Source organism: Agrobacterium sp. CFBP2214 (assembly GCF_030209895.1).
Classification (GTDB): Bacteria; Pseudomonadota; Alphaproteobacteria; order Rhizobiales; family Rhizobiaceae; genus Agrobacterium; species Agrobacterium radiobacter.
Genome location: NZ_JARVRC010000001.1, coordinates 1065806 through 1079901 on the forward strand (window position 1 = coordinate 1065806; position 14096 = coordinate 1079901).

The following is a 14096-nucleotide window of genomic DNA, read 5'->3' on the forward strand; positions in this document are numbered from 1 at the left end:
CGTGACGAGCCGTGCCGATGACGAAAGATTCATGGCGCGGGCCATCGAGGTTTCGCTTCGCCACCAGGGGCAGACGCTGACCAACCCCTCGGTCGGCTGCGTTCTCGTAAAAGACGGAAAAATCATCGCTGAAGCGGTCACCGCCGTGGGCGGTCGTCCCCATGCCGAACGGCAGGCGCTGGAAATCGCCGGCGAGGCGGCCCGTGGCGCCACCGCCTATGTAACGCTCGAACCCTGTTCCCATTGGGGCAAGACCCCGCCCTGCGCCAATGCGCTGGTTGAATACGGCGTTGCCCGTGTCGTGGTGGCGGTGGATGATCCGGATGAGCGCGTTTCCGGCCGTGGTTATACGATATTGCGCGACGCCGGTATCGTGGTGGAAACCGGACTGCTGCGCGCCGAGGGCCAGCGCGCGCTTGCCGGTTACCTCACACGCCAGATGAAAAAACGCCCGCATGTGATTCTGAAGCTTGCAATTTCCGCCGACGGCATGATTGGCAGAGAAGGCGAGGGGCAGATTGCGATTACCGGTCGCGAGTCGCGCCATGCCGTGCATGAACTCCGCGCGCGCTGCGATTGCATTCTCGTTGGTATTCGTACCGCTATTGCGGATGATCCGGAACTGACGGTGCGCATTGCCGGTTTGGAGCAGCGTTCGCCGGTGCGGATCGTGCTGGATCGGCAGTTTGAGTTGCCTTTGACGTCGAAGCTGGTGAAGACGGCGCGGGAGGTTCCGGTGATTGTCGCGGCGATACCCCCCTCTGCCCTGCCGGGCATCTCCCCCTCAAGGTGGGAGATCGATGGAGCGCCGCTTCCCCCTGCATCGACGGGCAGAGAGGGTGAACCGAAGGCGCGATTTGAGCGAGCGGACAGCCCCTTGCCGATCTCCCCCCTTGAGGGGGAGATGCCCGGCAGGGCAGAGGGGGGTAACCCCGATCGCCGACGCCAACAACTCACCGACGCCGGCGTCCAGATCCTCGAAGCCTCCACGCTCGAAAACCTCCTCCACATCCTCGCCGAAAGCGGCATGTCGGAACTTCTGGTCGAAGGCGGCGCCTTTGCCGCAAAATCATTCCTTGAAGCCGGGCTGGTGGACCGTATCATGCTGTTCGAAAGCCCGGTTGTGATCGGTGAAGGCGGGATTGAAACGCCGCTCAACCGTGCCGATATCACGGGCGATTATGCGCTGATCAGCGAAACCGCCTATGGGCCGGATCGCTGCTTCGATTATGAAAGGCCGATTTGATGTTTACCGGAATTGTCACCGACGTCGGAACCGTTTCCGAGCTGGAAGCCCTGGCTGAAGGCATTCGTCTGCGGGTGGCGACGAATTACGATCCCAAGACCATCGATATGGGTGCGTCCATCTCCCATGGCGGCGTGTGCCTGACGGTGACGAGGCTGCCTGATGATGGCAGCAACGAGCGCTGGTACGAAGTCGAGGCCTGGGAAGAGGCGCTGCGCCTGACGACGATCGCCAGCTGGCAGAAGGGTACTCACGTCAATCTCGAGCGGGCGCTCAAGATCGGCGACGAGCTTGGCGGCCACATCGTCTCCGGCCATGTCGACGGCAAGGCGGAAATATTGGCTGTCGAACCGGAAGGTGAGGCGGTGCGTATCCGCCTGCGCGCCCCGGAGCATCTGGCGAAATTTGTGGCGCCTAAGGGTTCCATTGCGCTCGATGGCACCTCGCTGACCGTCAACGCCGTCGAAGGCACGGATTTTGACGTTCTGCTGATCCGCCATACGCTCACCGTCACCACCTGGGGCGAACGTCAGCCGGGCGATTTCGTCAATTTCGAGGTCGACACCATGGCGCGTTATGCCGCAAGGCTTGCGGAATTTCCGTCGGCGTAAACCGAAAAGGTGACTCGGCGGGTTATTGTGCCCGCTGACGCCTCCTCCTCCCGTCATTCCGACTCAAAGCCGGCATGACGGAACGGAAGCGACGAGTACGCCAAATCGCATAATGGTCGCTGCCTTGCTTCCGATGAAGCTCAAAACACTATAAGACATCTCTTCAGCCGTTTTCATCCAAACGGGGGTAGGGGACATACATCATGCCGTCTTTTGAACTGCTGACAGCCTTTTTTGTAACCACCGCTTTGTTCGCCTACATCCCCGGTCCGGCCATGCTTTATGCGGCGGCGCAGACCATGGCGCGCGGCCGGTTTGCCGGGCTGATGGCGGTGCTTGGCATCCATGTCGGCTGCTATTTCCACATTTTTGCCTCTGCGGCGGGGCTTTCGGTGCTGTTTCAGGCCGTTCCCTGGCTCTATCTCGCCGTGAAGCTCTGCGGCGCGCTTTATCTCGTATGGCTCGGTTTTTCGATGCTGCGCAGCAAGCTTGAAGGTGAGGCGGTCAATCTGACCATCGAGCCGAAGTCGGCGCGCCGCGCCTTTATCGACAGCATCATCGTCGATGTGCTCAATCCGAAGACCGCGCTGTTCTTTCTGGCCTTTCTGCCGCAATTCGTCGATCCGGCAGCAGCCTTTCCGGTCTGGCTGCAATTGCTGATCCTCGGCATCGCCGTCAATTTCATTTTTTCCTCGGCAGATCTGGTCGGCGTGCTTCTGGCAGGAGCGATGGTCGGGCGTTTGAAGCGTTCCAGCGCGGTTCAGGTGCTTGTCCGCCGCGCTGCCGGAACGGTGCTGATGGGGCTCGGCGTCCATCTGGCCTTCCAGAAAACCTGATTCTCGGGAAGCCGCGCCGGGAGGTGCAAAACCCGGCCAAATGCCCTGCAGAAGCGGTCCCTTGCGCCACTGACATATGAAATTACTTGCCAAAAACAGTCAGCCGTGGTTTGACCGCCGCAAAAGCCGGTATGATCCGGCGTTAAGCTTTTCGGGAAAATCCCCAGGAACCCTCACATGTCCAAACCTCATCTTCTTATCGTGGAAGCACGTTTTTACGACGATATGGCCGATGCTCTTCTCGAAGGCGCGAAATTCGCACTCGATGAAGCCGGCGCCACCTATGACGTCATCACCGTTCCCGGCGCGCTGGAAATCCCTGCCGCCATCGCCATGGCGCTTGACGGTGCAGACAATGACGGCACCGAATATGACGGTTTTGTCGCGCTTGGCATGGTCATTCGCGGTGAGACCTACCACTTCGACATCGTCGCCAACGAATCCTCCCGCGCGCTGATGGACCTCGCGGTCAGCGAATCGCTGCCGATCGGCAACGGCATCCTCACCGTCGAGAATGACGAGCAGGCCTGGGCGCGTGTACGCCGTTCCGACAAGGACAAGGGCGGTTTCGCCGCCCGCGCGGCGCTGACCATGATCAAGCTGAAGAAAAAACTGGGTGGCTGAACGCATGTCGAATGTTGATAATGGCGGCGAACCGCGCCAGCCTTCGGTAAAGCCCGCCAACCAGCGCGGCGCGGCCCGCCTTGCGGCCGTGCAGGCGCTTTACCAGATGGATGTCGGCGGAACCGGCGTGATGGAAGTCGTCGCCGAATATGAGGCGCATCGTCTCGGCCAGGAAGTCGATGGCGATACCTACCTGAAGGCTGACCCTTCGTGGTTCCGTTCGATCGTCGCCGGCGTGGTGCGCGATCAGACGAAGATCGACCCGCTGGTGCGCTCCGCCCTTCTGGAAGACTGGCCGCTGTCGCGTCTCGATGCCACCGTGCGCGCCATCCTGCGTGCCGGCGCTTTCGAGATTCTCGAGCGCAAGGACGTGCCGGTCGCCGTCATCGTCACGGAATATGTTGAAATCGCCCGTGCTTTCTTCGAGCATGACGAGCCCAAGCTGGTGAATGCGGTTCTGGACCGCATTGCCAAACAGGTGCGCGGCGAGGCAAAACGCTGAAGTAAAACAGGTGAGGAAGAGATGAGCGCAGTTTCCGTCCCCGGACTTGAAGTTCAACTGGACGAGGCGAAGCGCAACGTCTTCCTTCTCACCATGGCGCAGGCGATCATGGGATCGGCCGCGCCCTTGAGCTTTTCGGTCGGCGCGCTTGCCGGTTATCAGCTGCTCGGTGCGGACAAGTCACTGGCGACCGCGCCGCTCACCGGCTTTAATATCGGTGTCGCGCTCGGCGCGATCTGCGTGGCGGCCGCCTCCCGCTTTCTTGGCCGCAAGGCAGGCTTCATGGTCGGCGCGCTGATGTGCTCCATCGGCGGCGGCATTGCTGCGGTGGCGCTCTTCCGGTCGGATTTCTGGCTGTTTGCCGTCGGCCTGCTGCTGATTGGCATTTCCGGCGGTTTCACGCAGAAAATCCGCTTCGCCGCAGCCGATGCCTCGCCATCCTTCTACAAGCCGAAGGCGATCTCCTGGATTCTGGCTGGCGGCATTATTTCCGCCATCGTCGGGCCGCAACTCGCCATCTTCGGCAAGGATTTGCTTGCGCCGGTTACCTTTGCCGGCGCTTTTCTGGCCCTCGTTCCGCTCGGCCTCGTTTCGATTGCCATTCTGGCGTTTCTGAAATTGCCCGACCCCAAGGCTGCCACCGCCCATGTCGAATCGGTAAGGCCGCTTTCGGAGATTGTCCGCACGCAGCGTTTCGTCACCGGCATGATCTGCGGTATCGGCTCTTATGCGTTGATGACCTTCATGATGACGGGCGCACCGCTTGCCATGGTGATCGGCTGCGGTTTCCCGACCGAACTCGCCACGCTCGGCATCCAGTGGCATGTGCTGGCCATGTTCGGCCCGAGCTTCTTCACCGGCATGCTGATTTCCCGATTCGGCGCGGAAAAAATCGTTGCTTCCGGCCTCATCGTGCTGATGGCCTGCGCCATTGTCGCCCATATGGGCATAGAGCTGTGGAATTTCTGGGCGGCGCTCATTCTGCTTGGCCTCGGCTGGAATTTCGGTTTCATCGGCGCAACCGCCATCATCACGTCAAGCTACCGCCCGCATGAGGCGGACAAGGTGCAGGGCTTCCATGATATCGTGCTCTTCGGCACGGTGGCGTTGTCGTCCTTCTCTTCAGGCAAGGTGTTTACGGCCTGGGGCTGGTCGGTGATGAACCTCGTCATCTGGCCGGTTGCCGGGCTTTGCCTCCTGCTCGTCCTGTCGCTCATCCTCACGAAGCAAAAAAAAGCCGCCTGAGTTCTGCGCTGCTCTCTACGCCTTTCAAGTTTCAGGCAAATTTGTGGGCTTGACGCGGCACCTTGCGCCAACGCAATCTCCGCTCCGAGGACATTTTTCCTTGGGAGGGGAACAAATGCCCAAGACGGGATTTGGGACAGGCCGTCCGCATCTCCCTGCACAAGGTTTCGCCGCGCCGGGGAGGGAGTGAGACCCGGCCTTTTGGGAGGTAAGTGCGCATGACCGTAATACCCATAGTAATTTTATGTGGGGTCCTGTCCGTGGTTTACGCGGTGTGGACGACCAAGAGCGTTCTCGATGCCGATCAGGGCAACGAGCGTATGCGTGAAATAGCAGGTTTTATCCGTGAAGGTGCGCAGGCTTATCTCACCCGTCAATATCTCACCATCGCCGTCGTCGGATTGATCGTCGCTGTTCTTGCCTGGTATCTGCTATCGGCCATGGCGGCCATCGGCTTCCTCATCGGCGCGGTGCTTTCGGGCGCGGCCGGTTTCGTCGGCATGCATGTGTCGGTGCGCGCCAATCTGCGCACCGCGCAGGCGGCGTCCCACAGCCTTTCCGCCGGTCTCGATATCGCCTTCAAGTCGGGCGCCATCACCGGCATGCTGGTCGCAGGTCTCGCGCTGCTCGGCGTCTCCATCTATTATTACATCCTGACCTCGGTGATGGGCCATCCGGCCGGATCGCGTGAAGTGATCGATGCGCTGGTGTCCCTCGGTTTCGGCGCATCGCTGATTTCCATCTTCGCCCGTCTCGGCGGCGGCATCTTCACCAAGGGTGCGGATGTCGGCGGCGATCTCGTAGGCAAGGTCGAGGCCGGCATTCCCGAGGACGACCCGCGCAACCCGGCAACGATCGCCGACAATGTCGGCGACAACGTCGGCGACTGCGCCGGCATGGCGGCAGACCTCTTCGAGACCTATGCCGTCTCTGTCGTCGCGACCATGGTTCTTGCCGCAATCTTTTTTGCGGGAACGCCGATACTGGAAAGCGCCATGGTCTATCCGCTGGCGATTTGCGGCGCGTGTATCCTGACCTCGATTGCCGGCACCTTCTTCGTCAAGCTCGGCACCAACAATTCCATCATGGGCGCGCTCTACAAAGGGCTCATCGCCACCGGTGTGTTCTCAGTTGCCGGTCTTGCGGTCGCTACTCATGGAACGGTTGGCTGGGGAGTGGTGGGCACGGTGGCCGGAATGGAGATCACCGGCACCAACCTCTTTTTCTGCGGATTGGTCGGCCTCGTCGTGACGGCGCTGATTGTCGTCATCACCGAATATTATACCGGCACCAACAAGCGCCCGGTCAATTCCATCGCGCAGGCATCGGTCACCGGTCACGGTACCAACGTCATTCAGGGCCTTGCGGTCTCGCTGGAATCGACGGCGCTGCCGGCTCTCGTCATCGTTGGCGGCATCATCGGAACCTATCAGTTGGCCGGCCTGTTCGGCACGGGCATCGCGGTCACCGCCATGCTTGGTCTCGCGGGCATGATCGTGGCGCTCGACGCCTTCGGCCCGGTGACTGATAATGCCGGTGGTATCGCTGAAATGGCCGGTCTCGATCCTGACGTGCGCAAGGCGACGGATGCGCTGGATGCCGTCGGCAACACCACCAAGGCCGTCACCAAGGGTTACGCCATCGGTTCGGCCGGTCTCGGCGCGCTGGTGCTGTTTGCGGCCTATTCCAACGACCTGTCCTATTTCGCCGCCAATGGCGATACTTATCCCTACTTCAAGGATATAGGCGAGATTTCCTTCAGCCTCGCCAACCCTTATGTGGTTGCCGGCCTGCTGTTCGGCGGCCTCATCCCCTATCTCTTCGGCGGCATCGCCATGACGGCGGTGGGCAAGGCGGCAAGCTCGATTGTCGAGGAAGTGCGCCGCCAGTTCCGCGAAAAACCGGGCATCATGGCTGGGACGGAAAAGCCTGATTATGGCAGGGCCGTGGACCTGCTGACACGCGCGGCGATCAAGGAAATGGTCATCCCGTCGCTCCTGCCGGTTCTGGCGCCGCTCGTCGTTTATTTCGGCGTGCTGCTGATTTCGGGCTCCAAGGCGTCGGCCTTCGCGGCACTTGGCGCATCGCTGCTCGGCGTCATCATCAACGGCCTCTTCGTGGCGATTTCCATGACCTCAGGTGGCGGTGCATGGGACAACGCCAAAAAGAGCTTCGAAGACGGCTTCATCGACAAGGACGGCGTGCGCCACGTCAAGGGTTCGGACGCCCACAAGGCGTCGGTGACGGGTGATACGGTCGGCGATCCCTACAAGGATACCGCCGGTCCCGCCGTCAACCCGGCGATCAAGATCACCAATATCGTGGCGCTATTGCTGCTTGCTGTTCTTGCCCACTGAGGGCTGAGGTTCCGACGAATGAAAAAGGCCCGGGGAGTGATCCCCGGGCCTTTGATTTTTCCGTTCCTGCTGAGGTCAGGGGGTGTTGTTGCCCTGACCGAGAATGCTCTTGGCGATGTTGGCGCCGGAGGTGCCGCCGGAGAGCAGCTGCTGCAGGAAGGTGAGGTCCTTGCCGCCGGTCGGCGTGGTGCGCGAAATCGTGTCGAAGACCTTGCCGTCCTGCAGCGTGTAGTTGGCCTTGCGCTCGATGACGCCGTCCTTGTTGAAATAGATCGCAAGAATGTTCTGTTCGACCAGCGCCGGCTTCATGAAGGCCGCGCGGCGCACGCGCTTCTGCGAGATGTAATAGAAAACCTCGTTGCCGAAGGTCGCCGTCGTGGAGGGCGTGCCCATGGTCAGCAGAACCTGCTCACGGCTGGAACCCTCAGGGATCAGCTGGAGCGACTGCTCGTCCATGACATAGCCGTTATGGAACACATCGGTTGTGCTGCTGCAGGCGGAAAGCAGGCCGGATGCGAGCACGATTGCGATGGCGGTCTTGCTCAGAATTTTGCCGTGACTTGCGGATTTCTGCTTGCTCAACTGCTTTTCCCCGACTGCGATCATGAATGGCACCTTCCGGCATTGCGTGGTGCACAGTGTCTGTGCACATGATTGTGTCAATCCGGGGACGGAAAATCCCGATCACCCCCCAAATTCAATGCTTTCCCGGCCTTTTGGAACTCCTCCGGTTCTCTTCGACTGTTTCAGCCCAAAGACGAACGTGACCGTGACAGCATTGCAATTCGTGGATGCTTCGGTAAACCAGCTTTGACAATCATGCAACAAGTGCGATGGGCGGTAAGCGAATTCACCCGTCCGGTTCGGAAAAAAAAGATGATATTCGGGCTGTTCAAGAAGAAAAACAACAATCGCGCCATAGTTGACCGGCAATATGCGACCTTGACGGCTGCCGCCCGCACGCCCGGATTTTATCTTGACCTCGGTGTGCCCGACACGGTCATGGGCCGTTTCGAGATGCTCTCGGCGATCATGATTCTCTATTTCCGCCGCACCAAATCATCAGGTGTCAGCGGGCAGGAAATCGCCCAGGAGATCGTCGACGCCTTTTTTCAAGATATCGATCATTCCATCCGTGAGCTGGGAATCGGTGACCAGGGCGTGCCGAAACGCATGAAGAAATTCGCCGGTATGTTTTATGGGCGGCTCGAATCCTACGCGGCGGCGCTGGATGCTTCCGACCGCCCCGCTCTTGCCGCAGCGCTCCGGCGCAATATATATCCGCAGGTAGACGACAAGGCCCCTGATATGGAGGGGTTGGCGGGCTGGATGATGGAAGCATCCGCAGCCCTTGCCGCCCAGTCCGAAGAGACAATAGCAACCGGAAGCCTGACGCTGCCCTTGCCTTTACGATGAGGTTCACGATGAACGCGCGACACGCAGCAAATGACGACCTGCCTTTTTCCTATCCCGTAAAGGTAGGCCATATTTCCGCCAATCCCGTCAGGATTGGTCTCGAAGCCAGTGCCGAGGAACTGAAGGCGCTGGCGAAATTCTGGGATGTGGTTTCCGTCGAATATCTGAAGGCGGAGCTGCAGGTTTCCCGCTGGAAGAAGGATGGCGTGAAGATCAAGGGTGAGGTGCATGCGGCTGTGACCCAATCCTGCATCGTCACGCTGGAGCCGGTCTCGAGCAAGATCGACGAGACGGTGGAGCAGATTTTCGTCCCGGAAGGATCGAAACTGGCGCGGATGGTGACCAATGAGGAAGGCGAGATCGTGCTTGATCCTGATGGCCCCGATATTCCCGATCAGTTCACCGGCGACAGCATCGATGTCGGCGCCGTGGTTGCCGAATTTGCCGCGCTTGCGATTGATCCTTATCCGCGCAAAGCGGATGCGGAATTTGCCGAAGCGGCTGAAAAAGAGCCCGAAGAAGAAAAGCGCCCATCGCCCTTTGCCGTGCTGAAAGATTGGAAAAAAGACTGAATGGCCCAGCCGGGCTGAAATAATTTTATTGTAACAAGAGCCGGAAAAGGTATTTTCGCGCAAAATCCGCTTGATTGGCGGCAAGTAAGGATAAGGGACGAGTGATCAGAATTGCAATTGACGTCATGGGTGGCGATTTCGGCCCAGATGTTGCCATACCCGGTGCCGCCAAGGCGCTTGAACGGCACAACGATGTAACTTTTCTGCTCTACGGGCAGAAGAGCAAATGCGACCCCATTCTGGCACAATATCCCGCACTTCGGGAAAAGTCGGTCTTTCACGATTGTGAAGTCTCGGTCAGCATGGACGAGAAACCGAGCCAGGCGCTGCGCCGTGGCCGCTATGTTTCCAGCATGTGGCGCGCCATCGAGGCGGTAAAGCTCGGCGAGGCGGATGTCGCCGTTTCCGCCGGCAATACCGGCGCGCTGATGGCCATGGCCAAATTCTGTTTGCGCACCATGGCGCGGGTGGAACGACCGGCGATTGCCGGCATCTGGCCGACGCTGAAGGGCGAAAGCATCGTGCTCGACATCGGTGCGACGATCGGAGCCGATTCCCAGCAGCTTCTGGATTTTGCCCTGATGGGCGGCGCCATGGCGCGCGCGCTTTTCGATATCGACCGCCCTACCGTCGGCCTGCTCAATGTCGGTGTCGAGGAAGTCAAGGGCCAGGAAGAGGTACGTGAGGCCGGACGGCTTATCCGTGAGGCCGATCTCGGCACCATCGACTATCGCGGTTTCGTCGAAGGCGATGATATCGGCAAGGGTACGGTGGATGTGGTGGTGACGGAAGGTTTCACTGGCAACATTGCGCTCAAAGCCGCAGAAGGCACGGCGCGCCAGATCACCACGCTTCTGCGTGAGGCGATCTCGCGCAGCTTCTTCGCCAAGATCGGTTATGTCCTGGCGAAAAGCGCCTTTGATGTGCTTCGGGAAAAAATGGACCCGCGCAAGGTCAATGGCGGCGTGTTTCTGGGCCTGAACGGCATTGTCATCAAGAGCCACGGGGGTACGGACGCCGTTGGTTTTGCGTCGGCTGTCGATGTCGGTTACGACATGGTTCACAACGGCCTGACGGCCAAGATTGAAAATGATCTGAAGATTTACCACGCAAGACGGCTTCCGCCCCCGGCGCCCGAAGCTCTCGTGGCTGACGAGGAATAAGGGAATGATCCGCTCTATAGTTCGTGGTTTCGGGGCAGCGCTTCCGAAGCGTGTCATGACCAACAGCGAAATCGAAGGTGTCGTCGAGACATCAGACGAATGGATCGTGCAGCGCACGGGCATCAAGCAGCGCTATATCGCCGGCGAAGGTGAAACCACCGCGTCCCTCGGCGAAGCTGCTGCGCGTGCCGCGCTCGACAATGCCGGCCTGACACCTGATGATATCGACCTCATCATTCTGGCCACCTCGACCCCTGATAACACTTTTCCGGCAACGGCGGTGAACATCCAGAACCGTCTTGGCATGACCCACGGCTTCGCCTTCGACATGCAGGCCGTCTGTTCCGGCTTCGTTTATGCCGTATCGACCGCCGACCTCTATATTCGCGGCGGCATGGCCAAGCGCGTCCTGGTGATCGGTTCCGAAACCTTCTCGCGCATTCTCGACTGGAAGGACCGCACCACCTGCGTTCTCTTCGGCGATGGCGCCGGCGCGCTGATTCTTGAAGCCGGCGAAGGCGAGGGTACCTCCGCCGATCGCGGCGTTCTGACCGCGCAGCTGCGTTCCGACGGTTCGCACAAGGAAAAGCTCTATGTCGATGGCGGACCTTCCACGACAGGTACCGTTGGTCATCTGCGCATGGAAGGCCGGGAAGTGTTCAAGCACGCCGTCGGCATGATCACCGACGTGATCGAACAGGCCTTTGAGGCGACGGGCACGACGTCTGATGACCTCGACTGGCTGGTTCCGCACCAGGCCAACAAGCGCATCATCGACGGATCGGCGAAGAAGCTTAACATCGACCCGGAAAAGGTCGTCATCACCGTCGATCAGCACGGTAATACCTCGGCCGCCTCCATTCCGCTGGCGCTTGCCGTTGCGGCCGGCGACGGACGCATCAAGAAGGGCGATCTTGTCATGCTGGAGGCCATGGGCGGCGGCTTCACCTGGGGTGCGGTGCTGCTGCGCTGGTAAGGGCGTGATTTGCGCGTTTGCCGGGGCGCCGGGGCGAAATCGGTTGTGATTTTCGCGCTCACGCCCCGGTCAGAAGCGCCCGGGCGACCCGAGCCTGTGTCAAAACCGTATCAGTCAGTCTAAGCCCTTGCACTGATTGCCGAAAGCCTCAAATGAATCTGGAACAATCCCTTGACCGGTCGCCACAAGGGAAATAATCTCGGCGGCTCCTAGAGAAAAATTCAGACACGGTTTGTGGGGAAAAATGGCCGGGAAGACAGTGACACGCGCAGATCTTGCAGAATCTGTGTTTCGTAAAGTCGGGCTGTCCCGCACCGAATCCGCCGAACTGGTCGAAACGATCATCGACGAGATTTGCAACGCGATCACCCGCGGCGAGGTCGTCAAGCTTTCGTCCTTCGCAACTTTCCAGATCAGGGAAAAGAACGAGCGCATCGGCCGCAACCCGAAAACGGGTGAGGAAGTTCCGATTTCGCCGCGCCGCGTCATGACCTTCAAGGCCTCCAATGTGCTGAAGCAGCGCATTTTGAAGGCCCATACGGCCCGCAAGGCCAAGCAGAAGGGCCAGAAGGCGGGGGCATAATCCCTCACTCAAGGTCGTAGCGACACGCCTTTTTTGCCATATCGCAAGCCCTTTTCCCCATTCTTCTTGTGAACATACTTGAATTTCAACGTGCAAGCCGTTGAAATCCGGTCGACTCACATCATAATCAATTTTAGTGATTTGTATCTCGCCGCAACGGCGTCGGCGCGGGGTCGTAACCGACTTAGCGTGGTGTTTGACCGGCGGGTGAAAAGCGTTCTCGTTCAGTGTCCGGCCGGATGCATGGTGCTCCGGTTCGGATGGGAGTGGAAATTTGGATAAAAGCCCCGACGCGTTTCGGACGATCAGTGAAGTGGCGGATGAGCTGAACCTGCCGCAGCATGTGCTGCGTTTCTGGGAAACGCGTTTTCCGCAGATCAAGCCGATGAAACGGGGCGGGGGCCGCCGTTATTACCGCCCTGACGATATCGATCTCCTGAAGGGCATCCGTCATCTTCTTTATGACCATGGCTACACCATCAAGGGCGTGCAGAAGCTCCTGAAAGCCAATGGTAACCGCTTCGTGGCGGCAATCGCCTCCGGTGATCTCGCGACCATGGAAGCCATCATGGCGGCGAGCGGGGAAAAGGAAGTCGCCGAGCCGCGTGTCATCGATACCGATGGGGACGAGGTTGTCGGCCGTCCGAAGGCCAAGCCGAGCGGCCGGTTTTTCGGCTTCGGCGGCGGCAACAGCGATGCCGAAATATCGGTCGGCAAGTCAAGCATCGGCAAGGACGATCAGGCGCTTTTGCAGGAAGCCCTGTTCGATCTCCTCGAGTGCAAACGCCTGCTCGATCAGGTTCGCTGACGATTTATCCACAGGTCTTTTAAGCGTTTCCCATCCGGGAATTCGAGAAAACAAAGAGTTAGAGCGTTTTCCCGTTTCTCTGAAAAACGAAAACGATCGCGAATGCCAACTTTTCGGAAACTCCTTTCGCCGATAATGCGGCTCCGTTGAAAGGAGTCCGATCGTGAGCAACCGAAAACCGACAGCACGACGCCGCACGGCGAAGAAATCGAGCGGCGGCAGCGTTTGGCCATGGGTGTTGATGCTGGGCGTCGTTGCCGGCGGCATTCAGGCTTACGAACATCGAGACAGCCTTCTGCCGCAGCGCCATGTTGCGAAGGCGACATCCTCAGCCGCGAATTCCCCGAAAGTCGCGACAACCGCCAAGCGCGATGCGGTCACGACCGAGAAAGTCGCATCCATCCGCCCCGCATCGCCGGCTCTGCCCGGCAATGGACCGGTGCCGCCGCGCCCGATCGCCATGCCATCCGTCTCGCAGCCGAGCCAGGTTGCAGCTATCCTGCCGGAAACGCGTCCTTCGGTCGAAAAAATCTCGCTCGGTGAAAAAAGCGGCGCCTTTGCCTTCTGCGGCCGTTCGGGCCTCAATAATTGCGTGGCCGATGGCAACACCTTCTGGATGAAGGGCGTGAAGACGCAGCTCGCCGGCATCGAGGTTCCGCAGATCGACCGGGCGCGCTGCATGGAAGAGCGCCAGCGCGGTTTCGTTGCAAAGGTCAGGCTTCGCGACATGCTGAATGCCGGCGCCTTCGATGTGACCTCTTCCGGGACTGCGGGCGGGCAAGCCACGGAACGCAAACGGCTTTCGCGTTCGGGCGTCTCCTTCGCCGATCAACTCGTGCGAGAAGGGCTCGCCCATCCGGTATCGGCAAAAAATCAGTCCTGGTGTGGCTAAGGCCCAATTGACCGAAACGGTCCGGCCTGTGTAGATGAGGCTCAGTCGCGTTTGGGATCGAGGCCTCGTGCCGGACACCCGAAGGATGACGACTTTTTGCAGCGACTTGACCGCAATGGTGCAAGGCGCGGCAATGCGGACGTGGCGAAATCGGTAGACGCAGCAGACTTAAAAGCTTGCGAGGTCACTATCGTTAAGTGATCCGTCACAGCGGAAAGTGAGCAATCCCAATGGGTTGGTCTGCGCTAAAAGATCGCTTCAAGGT

At 59.6% G+C, this 14096-nt stretch carries 15 protein-coding genes; 14 read left to right on the forward strand and 1 reads right to left on the reverse strand.

Going from position 1 to position 14096, the window contains the following annotated elements:
- The first annotated feature begins 1 nt into the window (after nucleotide 1).
- The 7 genes from ribD to QRN60_RS05305 all read left to right on the forward strand — a co-directional run bounded on the left by ribD (nucleotide 2) and on the right by QRN60_RS05305 (nucleotide 7421).
- Nucleotides 2-1246, forward strand: a complete 1245-nt coding sequence (gene ribD / locus QRN60_RS05275; protein WP_060724064.1) for a bifunctional diaminohydroxyphosphoribosylaminopyrimidine deaminase/5-amino-6-(5-phosphoribosylamino)uracil reductase RibD — start codon at nucleotides 2-4, stop codon at nucleotides 1244-1246.
- The gene (locus tag QRN60_RS05280; RefSeq protein ID WP_003502222.1) at nucleotides 1246-1857 is read left to right on the forward strand and encodes a riboflavin synthase; all 612 of its coding nucleotides are present in this window, start codon (nucleotides 1246-1248) and stop codon (nucleotides 1855-1857) included. The genes ribD and QRN60_RS05280 overlap by 1 nt, the downstream gene beginning before the upstream one ends.
- 203 nt (nucleotides 1858-2060) lie before the next feature.
- Nucleotides 2061-2693, forward strand: a complete 633-nt coding sequence (locus QRN60_RS05285) for a LysE family translocator (RefSeq protein ID WP_020810359.1) — start codon at nucleotides 2061-2063, stop codon at nucleotides 2691-2693.
- Nucleotides 2694-2870: 177 nt separating this feature from the next.
- A complete protein-coding gene (ribH, locus tag QRN60_RS05290; protein ID WP_003502225.1) occupies nucleotides 2871-3317 on the forward strand; it encodes a 6,7-dimethyl-8-ribityllumazine synthase in 447 nt (148 codons plus the stop codon).
- Between the two features lie 4 nt (nucleotides 3318-3321).
- The gene (gene nusB / locus QRN60_RS05295) at nucleotides 3322-3819 is read left to right on the forward strand and encodes a transcription antitermination factor NusB (protein WP_031233928.1); all 498 of its coding nucleotides are present in this window, start codon (nucleotides 3322-3324) and stop codon (nucleotides 3817-3819) included.
- 21 nt (nucleotides 3820-3840) lie between these two features.
- The gene (locus tag QRN60_RS05300) at nucleotides 3841-5064 is read left to right on the forward strand and encodes an MFS transporter (protein WP_003502229.1); all 1224 of its coding nucleotides are present in this window, start codon (nucleotides 3841-3843) and stop codon (nucleotides 5062-5064) included.
- 218 nt (nucleotides 5065-5282) lie between these two features.
- Nucleotides 5283-7421 (forward strand): sodium-translocating pyrophosphatase, encoded by a 2139-nt coding sequence (locus QRN60_RS05305; protein WP_087743764.1) that lies wholly within the window; start codon nucleotides 5283-5285, stop codon nucleotides 7419-7421.
- Nucleotides 7422-7496: 75 nt separating this feature from the next.
- Here the strand turns inward: QRN60_RS05305 and QRN60_RS05310 are convergent, their stop codons facing one another.
- Nucleotides 7497-8027 (reverse strand): outer membrane protein assembly factor BamE, encoded by a 531-nt coding sequence (locus tag QRN60_RS05310; protein WP_003502231.1) that lies wholly within the window; start codon nucleotides 8025-8027, stop codon nucleotides 7497-7499.
- Between the two features lie 270 nt (nucleotides 8028-8297).
- Here QRN60_RS05310 and QRN60_RS05315 point away from each other — a divergent pair, with 270 nt between their 5' ends.
- From QRN60_RS05315 to QRN60_RS05345, 7 genes are all read left to right on the forward strand, one after another.
- Complete coding sequence (locus QRN60_RS05315; RefSeq protein ID WP_060724066.1) at nucleotides 8298-8837, forward strand: ubiquinol-cytochrome C chaperone family protein; 540 nt, start codon at nucleotides 8298-8300, stop codon at nucleotides 8835-8837.
- 8 nt (nucleotides 8838-8845) lie between these two features.
- Entirely contained in the window at nucleotides 8846-9409 is a 564-nt protein-coding gene (locus QRN60_RS05320; RefSeq protein ID WP_003502233.1) for a YceD family protein, read from the forward strand.
- 101 nt (nucleotides 9410-9510) lie between these two features.
- Entirely contained in the window at nucleotides 9511-10572 is a 1062-nt protein-coding gene (gene plsX / locus QRN60_RS05325) for a phosphate acyltransferase PlsX (RefSeq protein WP_026363445.1), read from the forward strand.
- 4 nt (nucleotides 10573-10576) lie between these two features.
- Nucleotides 10577-11548 (forward strand): beta-ketoacyl-ACP synthase III, encoded by a 972-nt coding sequence (locus QRN60_RS05330; RefSeq protein WP_003502235.1) that lies wholly within the window; start codon nucleotides 10577-10579, stop codon nucleotides 11546-11548.
- Nucleotides 11549-11792: 244 nt separating this feature from the next.
- Nucleotides 11793-12131: an integration host factor subunit alpha gene (locus QRN60_RS05335; RefSeq protein WP_003502236.1), complete on the forward strand. Its 339-nt coding sequence runs from the start codon at nucleotides 11793-11795 to the stop codon at nucleotides 12129-12131.
- A gap of 274 nt (nucleotides 12132-12405) precedes the next feature.
- On the forward strand, nucleotides 12406-12939 hold the full coding sequence (locus QRN60_RS05340) for a MerR family transcriptional regulator (protein WP_003502237.1): 534 nt from the start codon (nucleotides 12406-12408) through the stop codon (nucleotides 12937-12939).
- A gap of 163 nt (nucleotides 12940-13102) precedes the next feature.
- On the forward strand, nucleotides 13103-13831 hold the full coding sequence (locus tag QRN60_RS05345; protein ID WP_020810782.1) for a thermonuclease family protein: 729 nt from the start codon (nucleotides 13103-13105) through the stop codon (nucleotides 13829-13831).
- Nucleotides 13832-14096: the final 265 nt, after the last annotated feature.